The following is a 20,963-nucleotide window of genomic DNA, read 5'->3' on the forward strand; positions in this document are numbered from 1 at the left end:
ACGAAGTTAAACAATTGTTAAATAAGTTTTTGGGTTGTTAAAATAAATTGATAAGTATAGTACTGACCAATGATTGTATAATTTGAGAGTTGTGTTTTTTTATTTATTTGTATACTTGTGTAACTAATAATTTAACATTGAGTGAAAATTAAAACTTATATACTTTCTTTTCTTTTTATAGCGATACAGTTTAGTGTTTGCTTTTCTCAAGACGAGTTGCCTCCAATTGAAGTTTATACTACTAAAGATTACAATGCAGGAAATCAAAACTGGTCAATCACCCAAGCAGAAAATAGGTATGTATATGTAGCAAACAATAAAGGCTTGCTAGAATTTAATGGTGCGGTATGGACACTTTATAATTCGCCTAACGAAACTGTTATACGTTCGGTAACAGCGATTAATGAACGTATTTATACAGGTTGCTATATGGAGTTTGGTTATTGGTCGCACAACCAATTTGGAACTTTAGATTATACCTCAATATCTAAAACTTTACAGCAACCTCTTATTGAAGACGAACAGTTTTGGAACATCATAGGAGTTGATGATTGGGTATTGTTTCAGTCTTTAAATAGAATTTATATTTATAATATTTCAAACCAAATGATAAAGGTTATTGAATGTGAAACTGAAATTGTTAAAATGTACAAGGTAGGTAATAGTATTTACTTTCAGAAGTATGGCAAAGGTTTATTCAAGTTAGAAAACGGCTTACCTAAATTAGTAAGTAACCATGAAGTGTTGAAGAGTAGTAGGATAGTAAATGTATTTCAACAAGGGCAATCATTGTTGATACACACTCAATCTGAAGGATTATTTGTTTACAATAATGATGAATTGAGAAAATGGAATATTCCTGCTAACGTTCAATTATCAAATTTCACGATTTACAGTAGCATTCAGCTTAAGGATAACAGTTTTGCTTTAGGAACAATATCAAACGGTTTATTGCATTTAACCGAAGATGGTATAATTAATTATTCCATAAGTCACGAAGATGGTTTGGGCAATAATACTGTATTATCTTTAATGGAAGATGTGGATAACAATATATGGCTTGGTCTAGATAATGGTGTTAACTGTGTTAATATTACTTCTCCGTTTAGAATTTACAATGATATAAAAGGCGATTTAGGAACTGTGTATTGTTCAGCAGTTTACAACGGAAACCTTTATTTAGGAACTAATCAAGGGCTTTTCTACAAAAAAGAAAATAGCAGCGAAGCGTTTAAATTTATTAAAGGTACTAAAGGACAGGTTTGGTGTTTGAGAGTTGTAAATGACCAATTATTTTGTGGTCATAATATGGGAACTTATGTAGTAGAAAATAATTCAGCACAATTAGTTTCCAATGTGCAAGGTACTTGGGATATTCAACCTATTAAAGATGCTGAAAACCTACTGTTACAAGGAAATTATAATGGGTTGAACATTTTAGAGAAAACCTCATCTGGTTGGACTTTCAGAAATAAAATAGAAGGATTTAATAATTCATCTAAGTATTTTGAGCAATCACAAAATAATGAGATTCTAGTAAGTCATGAGTACAAAGGAGTTTTTAAAATAAAAGTTGACGATGCCTTAACCAAAGTTATTAAACTCACAAAAGATAGTACTGTAGATAAAGGCTATAATTCTAGTCTAGTAAAATTTAACAATTCTATTTTTTACGCATACAAAAAAGGAGTTTTTAAATATGATTCTGAAAACAGTACATTTCAAAGAGATTCTATATACAGTAAGTTATTTAATGAGCAAAGCTACACCTCAGGTAAGTTGATTGCGCATCAAAACTCGAATAGGCTTTGGAGTTTTTCTGATAAGGAACTTAACTATCTTACACCTGGAAAATTAAGTCGTATCCCAGAAATACATTCAATTGCTTTACCAAGTTCTTTAAGAAATGAAATGACAGGCTATGAGAATATATCTTACTTGTATGGTCAAAAATACCTTTTAGGGTCTTCATCAGGATATATTGTAGTTGATTTAGAAAAGCTTAAAGAGCGAAAGTTTAAAATAGACATCAACACAATAAAAATGAGTGCTCTTGATGGAAACCAAAGTGCTATAGATAAATCTGTGTCAGGAAATTTTGAAAATAAAGAAAACAACTTAACATTCTCGTATAGTATCTCTGAATTTAATCGCTATTCTGAGGCAGAGTATCAATATCAGCTTAAGGGAATTTACGATAATTGGAGTTCGTGGAGTAACCATTCTGAAGAGTCTTTCAAAAACTTACCCTACGGAAACTATACTTTTAATGTAAGAGGAAGAGTAGGTAATACTATTACAACTAATGTAGCGTCTTATAATTTTACAATTGCAAAGCCTTGGTATATAACCAATACAATGATCGTTTTATATGTGTTGAGTGTTGCGCTTTTTTCATTCTTTATGCATAATGTATATAAAAACTATTACAAAAAGCAACGTGAAAAACTATTAGAAAGAACTCAACGCGAATTAGATCTTAAGAAATTAGAAAATGAACAACAGCTTATGGCTTTTGAAAACGAAAAGCTACAACAAGACATTGACAACAAAAACCGAGAGTTGGCTATTTCTACAATGAGTTTGATAAAGAAAAATGAGTTTTTAAATAGCATTAAAGATGAACTTAAAGCTGCCCAAGAAGGAAAGGGTTTAAAACCTGTTATTAAAATCATTGATAAAAACCTTAATAATACTGATGATTGGAAACTTTTTCAAGAAGCTTTTAATAACGCTGATAAAGATTTTCTTAAGAAGATTAAAGCTAAACACCCATCACTTACTCCAAACGATTTACGATTATGTGCTTATTTGCGACTAAATTTAAGTTCAAAAGAAATAGCACCTTTACTAAATATTTCTCCTAGAAGTGTAGAAGTAAAACGATACAGGCTTCGCAAAAAAATGGAATTAGAGCATGATGTGAGCTTAACAAATTATATCTTGGATTTATAACACCCAAACAAATAGTTAAAATACCTATACATTACCACAACATTTTATGCAAATAGCTAATCTACAACGATGTAGTTTGGTGTTTTGTAATGCTTCTAAAACCTAACAACAGTAAGGGTTTTTTGTCAAATTCGTAAAAAAATGTGATTTTTTTTGATTTGTATGTTTTTTGTAGCGTGCGTTTTTGATAATTTATTAGTGTAATGTGATAATTTTACCATACAACTAATATTCAATCTATATGAAAAAAACATACTTCATTGCTTTTATTGCCTTATTTATGTTTTCCGCATTCTCTTATGCGCAAACAATTAATGTAAAAGGTAATGTAAAAGATGTAGCAACAAATGCACCACTTCCTGGTGTAAATATTGTTGTTAAAAACACTGCAAAAGGTGCTTCGACTGATTTTGATGGAAATTTCTCAATTAACGATGTGCCAATTAATTCAATTTTAGTAGTTACTTATTTAGGGTATCAAACTCAAGAAGTAACCGTAACGAGTAGTCAAGAAATCTCAATTCTTTTGGTTGAAGATGCCGAATCTTTAGACGAGGTAGTGGTTATTGGTTATGGAACACAAAAGAGAAAAGATGTAACAGGAGCTGTATCTGTAGTATCATCTGAAACTTTAGAAGATTTAAAACCTGTAGATGCAGCAATAGCACTTCAAGGTACATCTTCAGGTGTTACTGTTAACTCGCCTTCGGGTTCTCCAGGAGCTGAGTTTAATATTATAATTAGAGGTATTAGCTCTAATGGTAGTAACAAACCACTTTACATTGTTGATGGTTATGAGGTGTCATCCTTTAACACTATAAGTCCAAATGATATTGAATCGATAACAGTGTTAAAAGATGCTCAAGCAGCTATTTATGGTATTAAAGGAGCAAATGGTGTCGTTTTAATTACTACAAAGTCAGGTAAGAAAAATTCAGCACCAAAGTTTTCATATAATGCATATACAGGAACTCAAGAGACAACACGTACACTTCCTTATTTAAATGCTACAGAATATGCTTTATTACTTAATGAAAGTTATGCTGCTAATGGGCAAGCGTTACCTTACCCTAATGTTTCAGGATTAGGAGCCGGAACTGATTGGCAAGACGAAGTATTTAGTAATGCACCTATTACTAACCATAATGTTAGTTTGTCTGGTGGTGGTGAAAAAATTACTTACTATGTTGGAGCTTCGCGTTTGGAGCAAGATGGTATAGTAGCTAGAGATAAATCTGATTTTGTTAGAAACAACATCAAGATTAACTTAGGAATAGATATTTCTAAAAAATTCAAGTTTACAACTAATGCCAATTATTTTACAGCATCAAGTAGAGGGTTTTCAGAGAACGCTTTAGGTTCGGTATTATTTAATGCTTTAAACTATGCGCCAACTTTTAATGTAGATGAAGAAGATTGGAATGGTACTTTAGGAAACGAAGTTATTAATCCACTGTCACAAATAAGAAATACTTATAACAGTTACAACGGAACTAATATTGAAGGTAATTTTCAGTTAGAATATAAACCTTTAAAAGAATTGACCGTAACCTCAAGAATTGGATACAAAGTATATTCTGATAAAGGAAAATCGTTTGCTCCAATTGTTGAGTATGGAACAGGAAAAGTATTTAACAATCCTAGAAGTAGAGTTGACCAATCGAGAAACCACTACAACTCTTATACTTGGGAAACATTCATTAATTACGATAAAACATTTGCCGATAAGCACCACGCAACAGTAACATTGGGTACAAGTGCTCAAAGAAATTGGGGAGATGGTTTAAGCGCAAGCGGATTTGATGTACCAAACAACTCTTGGGAATTTGCAGATATAAGTTTAACACCAGGATTAAGTGATGCAAAATCAAATGCTTCTTATGTTTACGATAACAGGCTAACATCTTACTTTGGAAGACTGCAATACGATTATATGGGTAAATATTTATTATCTGCAATGGTTCGTAGAGATGCTGCTTCAGATTTTTCTCCAGAAAATAGAGTAGACTACTTTAAGTCTGTAACTGCTGGTTGGAAAATTTCTGATGAACCATTTATGGAAGATTCTGAAGTAATTGACTTCTTAAAGTTAAGAGCTAGTTATGGTACACTTGGTAACAACGTTGGAGCCGATTTATATCGAGCTTTATTAAATGGAGAAGCTACTTATGTAATGGATGGAGCTTTAGTAACAGGAGTTGCAAATGGTAGATTACCAAATCCTAATGCACAATGGGAAACAGCAGAAAAGCTAGATGTAGGTTTTGATATTACATTACTTAACAACAAAGTAGACATTACAGCAGATTATTTTGTTGAAGACAGAGAAGATCTGCTTATAGGAGGTTTACCAGTTTCAGGTATTTTAGGAACTGCTGCTCCAGGAGGAGGGAACCCAACGGTTAATGCAGGAACAACTCGTAGTAAGGGGTTTGAATTTAGTATTGGTTATAAAGATGACTTTTCTGATAACTTAAGTTTTGCTGCTAATTTCAACTTTACTAATGTAAAAGGAGAAGTAATTTCAATCAATGGGGATGTTATTCCTGAAGGAGGCGCTTTTGGTGTGGGCCAATTAGCACCATCAAGAATGGAAGTAGGACAGCCAATAGGATATTTTTACGGATTAAAAACAGATGGAATTTTCCAAAACCAAGCTGAAGTTGAAGCACATCCTTCACAATTGGCATTAGGAGCCGAAGCTGCTCCAGGAGATATTCGTTATGCTGATGTTAATGGTGATGGAGTTATCGATTTTGATGATAGAACCTATTTAGGAAAACCACAAGCAGACTATTATATGGGATTGAATTTAAGTGTAAACTTCAAGAATTTTGATCTTGCAACCTATATGTATGCTGAAGTTGGAAAAGAAATGGTTAGAAACTATGAGAGATCTCAACCTAATGTAAACCGTTCTAATTTATACCTTAATAGATGGAGAGGTGAAGGTACTAGTAATACAGTACCTAGAGTTACAACTGCCTCAACAACTAACAGATTATTCTCTGATTTTTATGTGGAAGATGCATCATTCTTGAGAATTCAAAACATCCAATTAGGATACTCATTACCTGATAATGTTTTAGAAAAAATAGGAATGAGTAAATTCAGAATTTATGCAGCGGTAAACAATGCATTTACATTTACTGAATACTCAGGGTATGATCCTGCAGCTACTTCTGGAGATGCAATTGGAGGAGGAATCGACTATGGGTTTTATCCAATATCAAGACAGTATTTATTAGGGTTAAATCTTTCACTATAAAAAATGATTAAAATGAAAACATACTTAAGAAAAATTAAAAAACTGTCACTTTTAATCGTTATGGGTTTAGCCATTAATGCTTGTAGTGACGACTATTTAGAAGATGTATCGACATATAACATAGATTCTGAAAACTATTTCAATTCAGAAGATGATTATTACAATGCCTTAATTGCAGTTTACGATATACTTCAATCTACCTATGCTAATGTTATTTTAGGAGAAATAGCTTCTAATAATACTTTATGTGGAGGAGAGAGTGCTACTGACGTTGTTGGGTGGCAACAAATTGACGATATGATTCATACACCAGTAAACAGTAACCTAAGAGATATATGGAACTGGATGTATGCAGGTGTTAATCGTGCAAATTATATTCTAGAATTTCAAGATAAAACCGATTTTGAAGGTAGAGAAACAATAATTGCTGAAGCAAGATTTTTAAGAGCTTATTTCAATTTTGAATTAGTAAAATGGTTTGGTCCAATTCCAATTAAGGAATCAAGATTTCAATTAGGTGATGAAACTACAATACCAAGGTCACCAGTTGAAGATGTCTATGCACTTATTGAAACCGATTTAATCTACGCAGTAAATAATCTTACTTACACTGCACCACAAACAGGAAGAGCAACTAAAGGTTCAGCACAAGCATTATTAGGAAAAGTGTATTTATATCAAGATAAGTTTCCAGAAGCAGCAAATGTATTAGACCTTTTAATTATGGATGGACCGTATGATTTGGTTACCGACTATGATACCATTTTTGAGATGGAAGGCGAAAACGGAATTGAGTCAGTGTTTGAAGTTCAATATACTGATGTTGAAGGAGCAGGATTCGATTGTTTACAGTGTAGCGAAGGTAATGTAGCAGTTGGTTTTAGCGGAGTAAGAAACTATAGTGGCCCACTGTTTACACCTGGATTTAGCTTTAATGTTCCTGTTCAAGAAGCTGTTGACGAGTTTGAAGATGGTGACTTAAGAAAAGACGTTGCAATTTTAGATATCCAAGCATGGGCAGATGAAACAGGAGCTACTTATGGTACAGGTTATGAGCATACAGGCTATTTCAACAGAAAGTATTTACCTAGAACTAGAAGTACAGAAGCAGCAGGAGATTTAAACCTAACAAACCCTAATAATTACAGAGCAATTCGTTTTGCTGATGTGTTATTAATGGCTGCAGAAGCTTTTAACAGAGGAAATATCAATGATACTAAAGCTCAAAATTTCCTTAATAGAGTAAGACAAAGAGCCTTTGGTGATACAGAGCATAATGTTACAGCAACAGGAGACGCTTTAACACAAGCTATTTATCATGAAAGACGCGTAGAGTTAATAGGTGAAGGTCATCACTTCTTTGATTTGGTAAGAACAGGAAGAGGTACTGAAATACCAGGATTTACAGCTAATAAGAACGAATTATTTCCTATTCCATTACAAGAGATTCAATTCTCAAACGGAAATTGGGAACAAAACCCAGGATACTAAAATATAAGACTATGAAAATTTTAAAGTACACACTTGGCTTATCGCTCATTGTCCTTACATTATTTGGATGTACTAGTGATGATGATAACACAGATTTTGTCAATCAAATTGAAGCACCAACAAATGTTTCGGCATCTGTAAGAGTAACACAAGACAACACAGGCTTAGTTACCATAACACCTTTGGCAGATGGAGTAACAACCTTTAATATTGGTTTTGGTGATAATTCAGAACCTTCAGGAGTTATCCTACCAGGAGGAAGTGTAGACCATGTTTACGAAGAAGGAACTTACGAAGCAACAATAACTGCTAACGGACTTAATGGCTTATCAACTACTATCACACAACAAATTGTAGTGTCATTTCAAGCTCCAGAGATTTTAGAAGTTATTATAGAAAACGATCCAGCATTATCAAAAACAGTTAACGTAACTGTTACTGCAGATTATGCAATGTTTTATGAAGTTGATTTTGGAGAAGATGATTCAACTGAGCCATCTTCAGCTAATATAGGTGAAACTATTTCTTACACTTACCAAGAAGCTGGTATTTACACCATTACTATTGAAGCAATGGGAGCAGCTATTGAAACAACTACATATTCAGAAGACTTTGAAGTCACTGCTATTTTACAACCATTAGCATCGGCACCAACACCACCTTCAAGAGCTGAAGAAGATGTAATATCAATATTTAGTAGTGTTTATAATGACGTTCCTGATACAAACTATTTCCCAGATTGGGGACAAGCAGGTCAAGGTAGTGGTTGGGCTATGTTTGATTTAGGAGGAGACCAAATGTTGCAATATGTAAATTTAAGCTATCAAGGTATTGCCCTAGCTGATGGAACTTCGGTAGACGTTTCTAATATGGAATCTCTTCATTTAGATGTTTGGACTGCTGATGCAGTGACTGATATTGAAGTATCACTAATTAATAACGCATCAGGTACAGTTACTGAAGCTCCAGTAACAGTAGCATTAAATGCTAATAGCTGGACAAGTATTGAAATTCCTATTTCAGATTATATTGATCAAGGATTAACAGTAACTGAAATTTTTCAACTAAAGTTTGTAGGCGAACCATGGGCTGCTGGAACAGTGTTTATTGATAATATTTATTTCTGGAAAACACCATCAGCAACACCAACAGGTGTTTTAGGAACTTGGAAGTTATCTACTGCTCCAGGATCATTAGGAGTTGGTCCAGCACCTGGAGATACTAGCTGGTGGAACTGTGATGCAGCTTGCGTAACTGATAGAGCTTGTTACTATGATGATGAATATATTTTTAATGCTGATGGAACTTTTAGTAATGTTCTTGGTGCTGATACTTGGGTTGAAGGTTGGCAAGGTGGAGGAGATGCATGTGGAGCTCCAGTAGCACCTCATGATGGATCTAATCCTGCAACTTTTGTTTACAATGATATAGATGGAACAATAACATTAAATGGAGTAGGAGCTTATATTGGAGTGCCTAAAGCCAACAACTCAGGTGAATTGAGTAATCCAGCAGATGCACCTGCATCTATTACTTATAATGTAGTGCTATCTAATTTCGATACAGAAATGACAGTGTCTATTGAAGCTGGAGCAGGAGTATTCTGGCAATTTCATTTAGTAAAAGAATCGGAACCTGTGTCTCCATTAGCAGGAACATGGCAAGTTGCTCAGGAAGCAGGAGCTTTGGGAGTTGGTCCAGGACCTGGTGATACTAGCTGGTGGAACTGTGATGCAGCTTGTGTAGCAGATAGAGCTTGTTACTATGACGACCAATATGTTTTTGGAACTGATGGGTCGTTCAGTAATATTCTTGGAGCAGATACTTGGGTTGAAGGTTGGCAAGGTGGAGGAGATGCTTGTGGAGCTCCAGTAGCACCTCATGATGGATCTAATCCAGCAACTTATACGTATGATGAAGGAGCAGGAACAGTAACACTAAATGGTGTAGGTGCTTTTATAGGAGTGCCTAAAGCAAATAATTCAGGTGAATTAAGCAATCCAGCTGATGCACCATCATCAATTACATATAGTGTAACGTTTATTGACAGTAATACAATTAATGTGTCTATTGAAGCTGGAGCTGGGGTTTTCTGGCAGTATAAGCTTGTAAAAATTTAAAAAATAAGACTATGAAGAAATTAAAATATATTTTCGCAGCACTTTTGGCAATAGCTTTTGTAGCTACTTCCTGTCAAGATGATGATGCAAGTTTTGGAGATATAGTAGCTCCATCAAATATTGTTGTAACTACCGAAATTGTAGGACAAGATGCCGATAATCCTTATGGTGATGGTAGTGGTGTAGTTAATTTTAAAGCTACAGCAGATAATGCCATTAACTTTAAGTTTGTTTACGGTTCGGTTGCTGCAAACTCACCAATTGGAGAGGTAGCAATGAATTTTTCTAACTTAGGCATTAATACCTATGACATTGTTGTTATAGCTTATGGTGCTGGCGGAACATCAAGTTCTACATTAGTTACTGTAGAAGTTTTAGCAACTTATGCGCCACCTGAAGATTTATTAGAACTGCTAGTAGGTGATGGCTCTAAAACTTGGAGAATGAAATCTGAACAACCAGGACATTTTGGCTTGGGTCCAGTAGGAGGACAAATTCCAGCGGAATGGTATGGAGCTGCAGCTAATGAAAAAGTTGGAGTAGGAATGTATGACGATCGTTTTATATTTAATGCAGATGGAACTTTCACTCACATTACTAATAATACTAATGATGATCCTACAAACGATCCAACAGGAACCATTTTTGGTCGTGATGGTCTTGTAAGTGAATTAGGAAGTGGTACAGGAACAATTAATGGAGCTGATGTTGAAAACTTCCCTTATAATGATTATTCTGAGACTTGGACGCTTATTGCTCCTGGAGGGCAAGAAACCTTAAGCTTATCAGGATTAGCATTTATAAGCTATTACTGTGGTGGTAACCATAATTATCAAATTGTAGATCGCTCTGTTCCAAATGAAATTTTATTAAAAACTACTGATGGAAATGGAGAGTTCGATTGGTGGTTTATTATTACTTCAGAAGAAGAAGGAGCAGGACAAGATCCTTTCGAAACGGACTTTGATAATTTAGTTTGGGAAGATGCTTTTGATGTTAATGGAGCTCCTGATGCTACAAAATGGACCTATGATTTAGGTGCTGGTGGCTGGGGAAATGGTGAATCCCAAACTTACACAAACGCATCTGATAACGTTATTGTTGAAGACGGTTTGCTAAAAATAACTGCAAAAGCCGATGGAGGAAGTTATACTTCTGCTAGGTTAAAAACCGAAAACTTATATGAGTTTACTTATGGTAGAGTTGAAGTAAGAGCAAAACTACCTGCTTCACAAGGGACTTGGCCAGCAATATGGATGTTAGGAGAAGATTACCAAACTAATACATGGCCAGCATGTGGTGAAATAGATATTATGGAACAAACAGGACAAGACAAAAATGTAGTTCTAGGAACAGTTCATCATCCTGCAGTATCTCCTGGAGCTGGAGATTCTTCTAGTACAAGTGCACCAACTTCAACAACAGAATTTCATAATTATACTGTTGAGTGGAGAACAGACGAAATTATTTTCTTAGTTGATGATACTGTCTTCCATACTGTAAGTAATAATGCAGGTTTACCTTTCAACAGTGATTTCTTTTTGATTTTAAACGTTGCAATGGGAGGAACTTTAGGAGGAACAATTGATCCTGCATTTACCGAAGATACTATGGAAGTTGATTATGTAAGAGTATACCAGTAAGAAATGAAAGACTATATAAAAACGTATCTGCAGCTCGTCTGTATAGGACTATTATTGGTTTCATGCAACCAAACTGATGAGAAAAAATTGGCAATAAATACTGTCAATACTAATCTTAATACTACCATCGAGTCTAAAGTAGATAGCCTTTTAGCTATAATGACTTTAGAAGAGAAAATTGGGCAAATGAACCAGTACAATGGGTTTTGGGATGTTACTGGTCCAGTGCCTGAAAATGGTGATGCGGCAAAAAAATATGACGATTTAAGAAAAGGGTTAGTAGGGTCAATGCTTAATGTGAGAGGCGTAAAGGATGTGAGAGCTGTTCAAAAAATAGCCGTTGAAGAAACACGTTTAGGTATTCCGTTAATTATTGGGTTTGATGTTATTCATGGTTATAAAACGATTAGCCCTATTCCATTAGCTGAGTCAGCTAGTTGGGATTTAGAAGCTATAAAAAAATCAGCAGAAGTTGCAGCTGAAGAAGCTGCAGCTGCTGGTATAAATTGGACTTTTGCTCCAATGGTCGACATCTCAAGAGATGCACGTTGGGGAAGAGTAATGGAAGGATCTGGAGAGGATACCTATTTATCAAGTAAAATAGCTGTTGCGCGAGTAAAAGGGTTTCAAGGCGAAGACCTTTCAGCTCACAATACTATTGCAGCTTGTGCAAAGCATTTTGCTGGTTATGGTTTTGCCGAATCAGGTAGAGACTATAATACTGTAGATGTTGGTACTTCAACACTTTACAATACTATTTTTCCACCATTTCAAGCAGCAAATGAAGCAGGTGTAAGAACTTTTATGAATTCTTTTAACGAGCTTAATGGTGTACCTGCTACTGGTAATAAATATTTACAAAGAGAAATTCTTAAACATCAATGGGGTTTTACAGGTTTTGTAGTATCAGATTGGGGATCAATTGCAGAAATGATTGCACATGGTCATGCTAAAGATGGTACTCATGCTACAGAATTAGCAGTTAATGCAGGGTCTGATATGGATATGGAATCAAACCTTTATGTTAATGAGTTAGTCACTTTAGTAAAAGAAGGTAAAGTAGACGAGCAATTAATCACTGATGCTGCGAGAAGAATTTTAAGAGTAAAATTTGAATTAGGATTGTTTGATGACCCTTATAAGTATTGCAATGAAGAGCGAGAGCAAAGCGTAACAGGTAGTAAGAAAATTCAAGATGCAGTGTTGGATATGGCTAAAAAATCTATAGTGTTATTAAAAAATGAAAACAATGTTTTGCCTTTAAAAAAGGAAGGACAAAAAATAGCAGTTATAGGAGCTTTAGCTAATGATAAAACAAGTCCGTTAGGTAGTTGGAGAATTGGAGCTGATGACGGAACAGCAGTTTCAGTTTTAGAAGGATTAAAAGCATATTCTGGAAATCAAGTTACCTATGCTAAAGGAGCAGATTTGGTATATGGACAAACTGTTTTTGCACGAGAGTTAGATATTAATGTATCTGATAAAAGTGGGTTTGCCGAAGCTAAACAAGTTGCTAAACAAGCAGATGTTGTTATTATGGTATTAGGAGAGCATGGGTTTCAAAGTGGAGAAGGAAGAAGTAGAGCAGATATTGATTTACCTGGAGTTCAGCAAGAATTACTTGAAGAGATTTATAAAGTAAATAAAAACATTGTTTTAGTGCTTAATAATGGAAGACCGTTAAGCATTAATTGGGCTGATGAGCATATACCAGCAATTGTTGAAGCGTGGCATTTAGGAACACAAAGTGGTAATGCTATTGCACAAGTGTTGTATGGAGATTATAACCCAAGTGGTAAATTACCAATGACTTTTCCAAGAAGCGTAGGTCAACTACCATTATACTATAATAGTAAAAGTACAGGACGACCAAATATGCCTTCACCAGGTGAAGTATTTTGGTCTCATTATACAGATGTAAGCAATACACCATTATATCCTTTTGGATATGGTTTGAGCTACACTACGTTTAATTATACCAATTTAAAGGTTAACGTAGTTTCTAACAACACAGTTGAGGTAAGTGTTAAACTGACTAATACTGGTAAACTAAAAGGTAAAGAAGTAGTGCAATTATATATGCAAGACTTATTTGCAAGTGTTACACGACCAGTAAAAGAGTTAAAGGGTTTTGAATTAGTCGAGCTAAACCCTAACGAGTCAAAAACAATTAATTTTACATTGTCTAAAAATGAGTTAGGGTTTTATTCCAACGAAGGAAAATTTTTACTTGAACCAGGAGACTTTAAAGTGTATGTTGGAGGAAGTTCAAATACAACATTAGAAGCTAAATTTACGTTAGAATGAGAAATAGTTTTTTAATAGCATTATTGTGTATTGCTTTTACATCTTGTAACAAAGCATCAAAAAAAGAATTAATTTTTGAAGAAGACTTTACAGGAAGTTCATTAAACGAATCATTTTGGAATTACGAATTAGGAGATGGTTGCCCTAACCTCTGTGGTTGGGGCAATAATGAACGACAGACTTATACCAAGCACAATGTTTCAGTAAAAGATGGTTTGTTATATATTAAAGCAACAAAAGATAGTACGCTTTACGAGTCAGGAAGAATTACTACAGCAAAAAAGATTGAATTTCAATACGGAACAGTTGAAGTTAGAGCAAAGTTGCCACAAGGACAAGGTATTTGGCCTGCAATTTGGATGTTAGGCTCTGATATTGGTGACAAAGGTTGGCCAGCATGTGGAGAAATTGATATCATGGAATATGTTGGTAAAGTACCACATGAAGTACACACAACATTACATACTCCTGATAGTTATGGTCAATCTAAAAACACTAAAATTACAACAAACGATAAAATAGAAGAAGGCTTTCATATCTATAAATGTAATTGGACTAAAGATTTTATTGAGTTTTTTATTGATGATACTTTGGTTTACACTTTTAATCCAGAAGTTAAAAACGATAAAACATGGCCTTTTGATAAACCGTTTTATATTATACTAAACATGGCTATTGGAGGTAATTTTGGAGGTCCAGAAGTAGATGATTCAATTTTTCCTCAAGAGTTTATTGTAGATTATGTAAAGGTTTATGAATAAGATGGTTTAATCATAAAATGTCTTCTAAAGTCCTATTTGTTAATTTTTTACAAATTTTTTTTCGTAAATTCCTTAAAAAATCGACAAAACGCTTGTTTTTTTCGTTTAATTACATAAATTTGCGATATTGAACCCCTTAAATCTAAACTATGAAAACTAAATTTACTATACTTATGATGGTTTTTTTCCTAGCTATGAGTAACGGATTTGCTCAAAAAAAGGATGAGGCTCAAAATATTATAAGCGGTAAAGTTTCAATATCTAAGTATCATGATCGTGAAGATTTAGAAAAGATGCAAAAAGGAGAGTTGTTGGATTTGTATACCGAACGTATAGAAGTCATTGTTAACATTCTCCCTAATATTGCTTTTGCAACCAAGCCTGGTATTACAATGACGTCTTTAGGAATTCCAGACACTAAGGATAATAGAAAAGCATTAGAGGATAATAAAAACGCCTCAAAAATTTACTTTGATAGTACAATTGAATTTCAAAAAAAGGTGTTGCCTTATTCAGATAAATCAAATTTAATTGCAGCCATTCTTTTTTATGAACAAACACTAAAATCACTACATACTTATAACGAATTTAATAACTAAACAATTTGATATTGTTTTTATAAAAACCTCAACCTAATAAGTTGAGGTTTTTTTATTTGTAATCTTTTATTTTTCTGATAAATAGGAGTTTTCTTGTTAATTAGTATTTCTTCTTCATTAAAAAATAGTCAAATTATCTTAATTTTTGTAGGAATAAACTGTCTTTTGTATTAAAAAAATGTATTTTGCCGATATTATTTGTATTTCATAGGAAAAGTTAATATGTTTGGTCTAATAGTATAAAAATGAACCCCAAACCTAATTACAAATTTACCTACTATGAAAAACTCTACTCAAATTTTATGTGTATTACTTTTTGTTGTTGGCAACATTTTTGCCCAACAGGAAAAGGGAATAATAGGAGCAAATAACTGGTTGAATAATTGGACAGAGTTTAAACCAAATCATACTGATTATGGTGAGCCAACACAAATTTTAACCGGAAACATCACAAAAGATACAAAGCTTAATAAAAGAGATGTTTACCTTTTATTAGGAAGTGTTTTTGTTACTGATAGTACTACACTTACAATTGAACCAGGTACAGTAATACTTGGAGATTTTGATACTAATGGATCACTTACCATTAGTAAAGGCAGTAAAATTATTGCAGAAGGGACTCAAACCGATCCAATTATTTTCACTTCAAACAGAAGCGTAAAAAAGCAAGGAGATTGGGGAGGTGTTTTTGTATTGGGAGATGCACCAATTAATAAATATGGAAATGGTTCTTCAGTTGAATACGGATTAAGACCTTCATCTTATGAAAATATTAGTTATGGTGGTGACAATACTGAAAGCAATTCAGGTATTTTAAAATATGTAAGAATTGAATTCGCAGGTAAAAGAACTAAAGACTTTGGTTATTTTAACGCACTTACTTTAGCAGGAGTTGGTAACCAAACCATAATTGAAAATGTTATGGTTAGCTATTGCGAAGGAAACTCTTTCAATATTCTTGGAGGAGAAGTAAATTTAAATAAGATGATTTCATATAGAACAAGTAGTAATGACTATGAGTTTAATTATGGAACATTGTGTAACATTTCAAATTCTCTAGCAATTAGATCTCCTTATATCTCAGGAGCTGATGGTTCAATATGTATGCACATTGCATCTTATGATAAAAAAGATGAAGTAGATTTTACTAAACCTGGAACTTTTGTTAATGCTGAAAACTTAACATTAGTAAACATTAGTGATAATTTAGAAGCTGATATAAAAGTTGGTTTGGTAAAAGAAGCACTTTATATTGATCAAGATGCGTCATTGAGAATGAACAAAAGTGTAATTTCTGGATTTAACCCAGCGGTTATTTTAGATGACAATATCAAAGTAAATAGTGAAAATCTCAAAAAGATAAGATTTAGTGAAATGTATTTCAACAACTGCAACGGAAACATTTTTACTAAAAATAACTCCAATAACGAAGACTTAGAGAATTGGTACGGAAACAGTGTATTTTTTAATGTGTATTCTAAAGGAGACGACTCTGAAACATTTATTGATGCAACAAGCACGAGACGTCCTGATTACAGATTACGTATTAACAAAATTATAGCTTCTAACGCCTACGAAGACTAATAGATAGATTCATGTAATTTTTTAAACACTCTATTCATAATGAATTGCGTGTTCTTTTTGATTAATCAATTAAGAAGCTCTTTTAAGAGTTAACATTGAGAATAAAAAAAAGGGAATTAAAAAACAGAACTGAATGCAAAAAACTACCATCCTTAAAGCCCTATTTTTCGGAATTTGTTTGTTGGCTTTTCTTTCAACAGAAAAATCAAACGCTCAAATAGTTATTGGTACGCCAAATTTAGGATTCAGTCAAGCATGCGCAAGTGAGTCGTTCAATACGTATAACACAACATTTGTATTTTCACCAGAATCTGCTTTGAGCGCTTCAAACCAATTTATCATTGAAATGTCTGACGCTGATGGAAGCTTTTCAGATCCAACAATTGTATTTACATCAAATGCAGGAGAAGTTACAACTTCACCAGCTACATTAAGCTTTTCTTTGCCTGAAACAACTTCAGGTGAAGGTTACAGAATAAGAATTAAAAGTACTGCTCCTGTAGCTACTAGCTCTGGCTCAGCAACTTTTGCAGCTTATTATAAAGCACAGGATAGTCCGTTTACTATTAATAATTTAGTGTCTACAGGAGCGTATTGTACTGGAGGTAGTTATTTGTTGACTATTGATAATCCAGGAACAGGTTCAAATGATTCTCCTTTAAACTATCCATCACTTACATTTAATTGGTATAAAGAAACTGGTCCAACAACTTCAGTATTTGTAGCTCAAGGAAGCACTCTAGAGGTTACTGAAGAAGGAACTTATTTTGTTGAAACTAATTATGGTACTTGTACCTCTAATTCATTTTCAAATAGAGTTACTATTAGTGAGGCAACTTCAGGAGAAGCTAATGCATCAATAGTTTCTAGTTTAGGAAATCCGTTTTGTCCAGATCAAGGAATGACAACATTAAGCACTATTGGCGGAAATAGTTACCAATGGTATAAAGATGGAAATATAATTCCAGATGCTACAGAGCAAATGTATCAAACAAACGAATCTGGAGTGTTTTCTGTTCAAGTAGATTTAGGAAGTTGTGAAGCTTCAGGTTCCATAGATTTAGTGAGTGAAAGCTTTACAAGCACTATTGATGTTCCTGAAGAAAATACTATGGAAGAAGGCGAAACCTTATGGGTGAGTTTAACAACAACAGCTATTGACCCAGAATTTCAATGGTATTTCAATAACAATTTAATAGCAGGAGCAACCGAAGACTCCTATCAAGCAACAGCTTATGGAGATTATAGAGTTGTTATTTATCAAACTTCAGGTTGTATTGTGTCTAGCGAATTTCTGTTTTCAATTTCTGCACCAATAGAGCAATTTCCTGATGTAGCAAACATACCTAATCTTATTAGTCCTAATGGAGATGGTGTTAATGATACTTGGGTAATACCTCCACAATATGTTAGTGGTACAAATGCCGAAGTTATTATTATGACAAACCAAGGAAAAGTAGTGTTGCAAACTAATGATTACCAAAACAATTGGCCTGAAAATCAATTGGATTTTAAAAACATAAATCCGGTTTACTATTATATCATCACAATTCCAAATCAAAAACCCAAAAAAGGTTCAATAACCGTAGTAAAATGAAATGAAACTTTTTGTACTAGTAATAGCGTTATTTATCTGTTCTACACAGATGTCCTACTCTCAAGAAGATGATGGAGTAGTTGCTCTTGCGCTACCAGTACGAAACTCTTTAAAGTTCAACAGATATGTTATTAATCCAACATTTAGTTTTGTTAGAGAACAAAATAAATATATAAGTTTAACTAATAAAAGAGAATGGGTTCAGTTTGAAGACGCGCCACAAACCTACTTAGTGAGTTTTTCAGGAAGGTTTAAAGAAAATATTGGTATTGGAGTAGGTGTATTTCAACAAAACTACGGAGTACTAACTACTTTTGGAGGACTTGCTAACTTTGCCTATAACGTTAGGCTCAATACTGATAATAACCTAACGTTTGGTCTTAACGTTGGAGCTTATAAAAGTGGAGTTAACGATGGAAATGTAGTTACTAATTTTCCAGACCCTTCGTTAGACAATATTCCTTCAAACTTTATGCTTACCGTTAATCCAGGAATAAACTATGGAACAGCATTTTTAGACTTTGGGTTATCAATAAACAACCTAGTCTTATATAATCTCAATAGTTCTCAACTTATAGAAGATAATCCCGAACAAGCTATTCAAGCACACATGATGTATACAGGTTATATGGATAGTCGTGGTTTTTTTGATGAAAGTAAGTTTACAGGTTTATTACGTTCAGAATTTAAAAAAGATAAAACAGTTATTTCTGGTATAGCTATGGTGATGGTACCTAAAGGTATTTGGGCACAAGTTGGTTATAACACTCTGTATGGTGGTTCAGCAGGTTTAGGACTTAATATCACGAATCAAATTTCAATTGAATACAACTTTGAAAAAGCGCTAGGTGATTTAACAGATTTTGGTCCATCACATGAAATTACACTAGCCTACAAATTTAAGAACAACACAAACTATGATTATAGTAGCGAAGATGAAGTAAGTGCTTTAATTTCTCCAACAAGAAAAATAAAACCTGCTGTTAAACTATCTAAAGCAGAAGCTACCGAACGTAAATTGAAAGCAGCAGCTGAGGAACAAGCACGACAAGAGGCGGAAGCTAAGGCTAAAGCTGAAGCTGATGCAAAAGCCCAAGCCGAAGCACAACAAAAAGCTGAAGAGGAAGCTAGAGCAAAAGCAGCAGCAGAAGAGAAAGCACGACAAGAAGCAGAAGCTAAGGCCAAAGCAGAGGCTGAGGCAAAAGCTCAAGCCGAAGCACAACAAAAAGCTGAGGAGGAAGCAAGAGCCAAAGCAGCAGCAGAAGAGCAAGCACGACAAGAGGCTGAAGCTAAGGCTAAAGCAGAAGCTGATGCAAAAGCCCAAGCCGAAGCACAACAAAAGGCTGAAGAGGAAGCTAGAGCCAAAGCAGCAGCAGAGGAACAAGCACGACAAGAAGCAGAAGCTAAGGCCAAAGCAGAGGCTGAGGCAAAAGCCCAAGCTGAAGCACAACAAATAGCTGAAGAGGAAGCTAGAGCCAAAGCAGCAGCAGAGGAACAAGCACGACAAGAAGCAGAAGCTAAGGCCAAAGCAGAGGCTGAGGCAAAAGCCCAAGCTGAAGCACAACAAAAAGCTGAGGAAGAAGCAAGAGCCAAAGCAGCAGCAGAAGAACAAGCACGACAAGAAGCTGAAGCTAAGGCAAAAGCTCAGCAGGAATTAGAAGGAAGTCAAGAGGATGAAGTGGTTGATGAAGAGAAAGATACACCGCCAGAAGCAACTGATAATCTTGGTAAGTCTATGAACGAAATATCTGAGTCTACTGAAGCGTCTAAGAAAGAGCAAGAAGCTTTATTAAAGAAGTTTTTAGATGCTATTGATGTAAAAGACCAAGACCTTAAAGACTTAAAAGAGGAAAACGATTTAAGTGAAAAAGGTATTTATATGGAGCCTAAACCATTTAAGAGTATTACAGCTGAAAATGCTGCTCTTGAAGCAATAAGAACAGATTTAGATAATGCGATTAAAACGACTAGTGATAAAATCAACGAATTAGAATCTTTATACAATCAAAGACAGCAAATAGAAACCGTAGCAATGGATGAAGTGTACTTATACTATCAAAAAGCACTTAAATCTTTAAAAGCCGAACAAGCGGCTGCTATTAAAGCTAAATCTGATTTAGAAAGTAGGTTGGAAGATATAAACTTAGCAACTGACTTTGAAAGAAAACGAAGAATTAAACGCGCACTTTATGATAATGAAGAAGATAGATATGCTCAAGATAAAGCGAGGTTAAATAGTATTAAGCAAAACACACCACTTAGCATAAGTCCAATTCCTGAAGAAGAGTTTGATTTTGGAGAAGAATTAAGTGGCAATATCCAAATTCTTAAGAATGTTCAAAATGTAGAAAATGGATATTATTTAGTAGTAGCAGTACATACTGATGTAGAAAAGAGGGATGATTTCTTAGCTAAAGCAGTAGCTTCAGGTGAGAAGAATATTAATTTCTTCTACGATGTTAAGACAAGTAAGTATTACATCTATTACGAAAGTTTTGAAAGCATTCAAGCTGCAAATGCAGCACTGGAGGCTAAAGAAAGTAAACCATATAAAGCAAAAGCATCACTCTTGAAAATAGAAAACTAATAAAATAATAGGCCAATTCTAGGTTCAATTATGCCCCTTTTTGAACTCAGA

Annotated in this window: 11 protein-coding genes; all 11 read left to right on the forward strand. The window is 34.2% G+C overall.

Annotated elements, in window-relative coordinates; all coding sequences use genetic code 11:
• Positions 1-141 precede the first annotated feature (141 nt).
• The 11 genes from OD803_RS07300 (at position 142) to OD803_RS07350 (ending at position 20,912) form a co-directional block, all read left to right on the forward strand.
• On the forward strand, positions 142-2,955 hold the full coding sequence (locus tag OD803_RS07300) for a helix-turn-helix and ligand-binding sensor domain-containing protein (protein WP_262732948.1): 2,814 nt from the start codon (positions 142-144) through the stop codon (positions 2,953-2,955).
• A 241-nt stretch (positions 2,956-3,196) separates the two neighbouring features.
• Complete coding sequence (locus OD803_RS07305; RefSeq protein ID WP_262732949.1) at positions 3,197-6,223, forward strand: SusC/RagA family TonB-linked outer membrane protein; 3,027 nt, start codon at positions 3,197-3,199, stop codon at positions 6,221-6,223.
• A gap of 12 nt (positions 6,224-6,235) precedes the next feature.
• Positions 6,236-7,714 (forward strand): RagB/SusD family nutrient uptake outer membrane protein, encoded by a 1,479-nt coding sequence (locus OD803_RS07310; protein ID WP_262732950.1) that lies wholly within the window; start codon positions 6,236-6,238, stop codon positions 7,712-7,714.
• Positions 7,715-7,725: 11 nt separating this feature from the next.
• A complete protein-coding gene (locus tag OD803_RS07315; RefSeq protein ID WP_262732951.1) occupies positions 7,726-9,834 on the forward strand; it encodes a PKD domain-containing protein in 2,109 nt (702 codons plus the stop codon).
• Between the two features lie 11 nt (positions 9,835-9,845).
• On the forward strand, positions 9,846-11,477 hold the full coding sequence (locus OD803_RS07320) for a glycoside hydrolase family 16 protein (RefSeq protein WP_262732952.1): 1,632 nt from the start codon (positions 9,846-9,848) through the stop codon (positions 11,475-11,477).
• Positions 11,478-11,480: 3 nt separating this feature from the next.
• Complete coding sequence (gene bglX / locus OD803_RS07325) at positions 11,481-13,784, forward strand: beta-glucosidase BglX (protein ID WP_262732953.1); 2,304 nt, start codon at positions 11,481-11,483, stop codon at positions 13,782-13,784.
• Positions 13,781-14,545, forward strand: coding sequence for a glycoside hydrolase family 16 protein (locus OD803_RS07330; RefSeq protein ID WP_262732954.1), 765 nt, complete (start codon positions 13,781-13,783; stop codon positions 14,543-14,545). The genes bglX and OD803_RS07330 overlap by 4 nt, the downstream gene beginning before the upstream one ends.
• Before the next feature lie 149 nt (positions 14,546-14,694).
• Complete coding sequence (locus OD803_RS07335) at positions 14,695-15,144, forward strand: hypothetical protein (RefSeq protein WP_262732955.1); 450 nt, start codon at positions 14,695-14,697, stop codon at positions 15,142-15,144.
• A gap of 279 nt (positions 15,145-15,423) precedes the next feature.
• Entirely contained in the window at positions 15,424-16,728 is a 1,305-nt protein-coding gene (locus OD803_RS07340) for a hypothetical protein (protein ID WP_129760682.1), read from the forward strand.
• A 133-nt stretch (positions 16,729-16,861) separates the two neighbouring features.
• A complete protein-coding gene (locus OD803_RS07345; RefSeq protein WP_262732956.1) occupies positions 16,862-18,325 on the forward strand; it encodes a gliding motility-associated C-terminal domain-containing protein in 1,464 nt (487 codons plus the stop codon).
• A gap of 1 nt (position 18,326) precedes the next feature.
• Positions 18,327-20,912, forward strand: a complete 2,586-nt coding sequence (locus OD803_RS07350) for a PorP/SprF family type IX secretion system membrane protein (RefSeq protein WP_262732957.1) — start codon at positions 18,327-18,329, stop codon at positions 20,910-20,912.
• Positions 20,913-20,963: the final 51 nt, after the last annotated feature.

The organism is Gaetbulibacter sp. NE, from assembly GCF_025548475.1.
GTDB lineage: Bacteria > Bacteroidota > Bacteroidia > Flavobacteriales > Flavobacteriaceae > Gaetbulibacter_B > Gaetbulibacter_B jejuensis.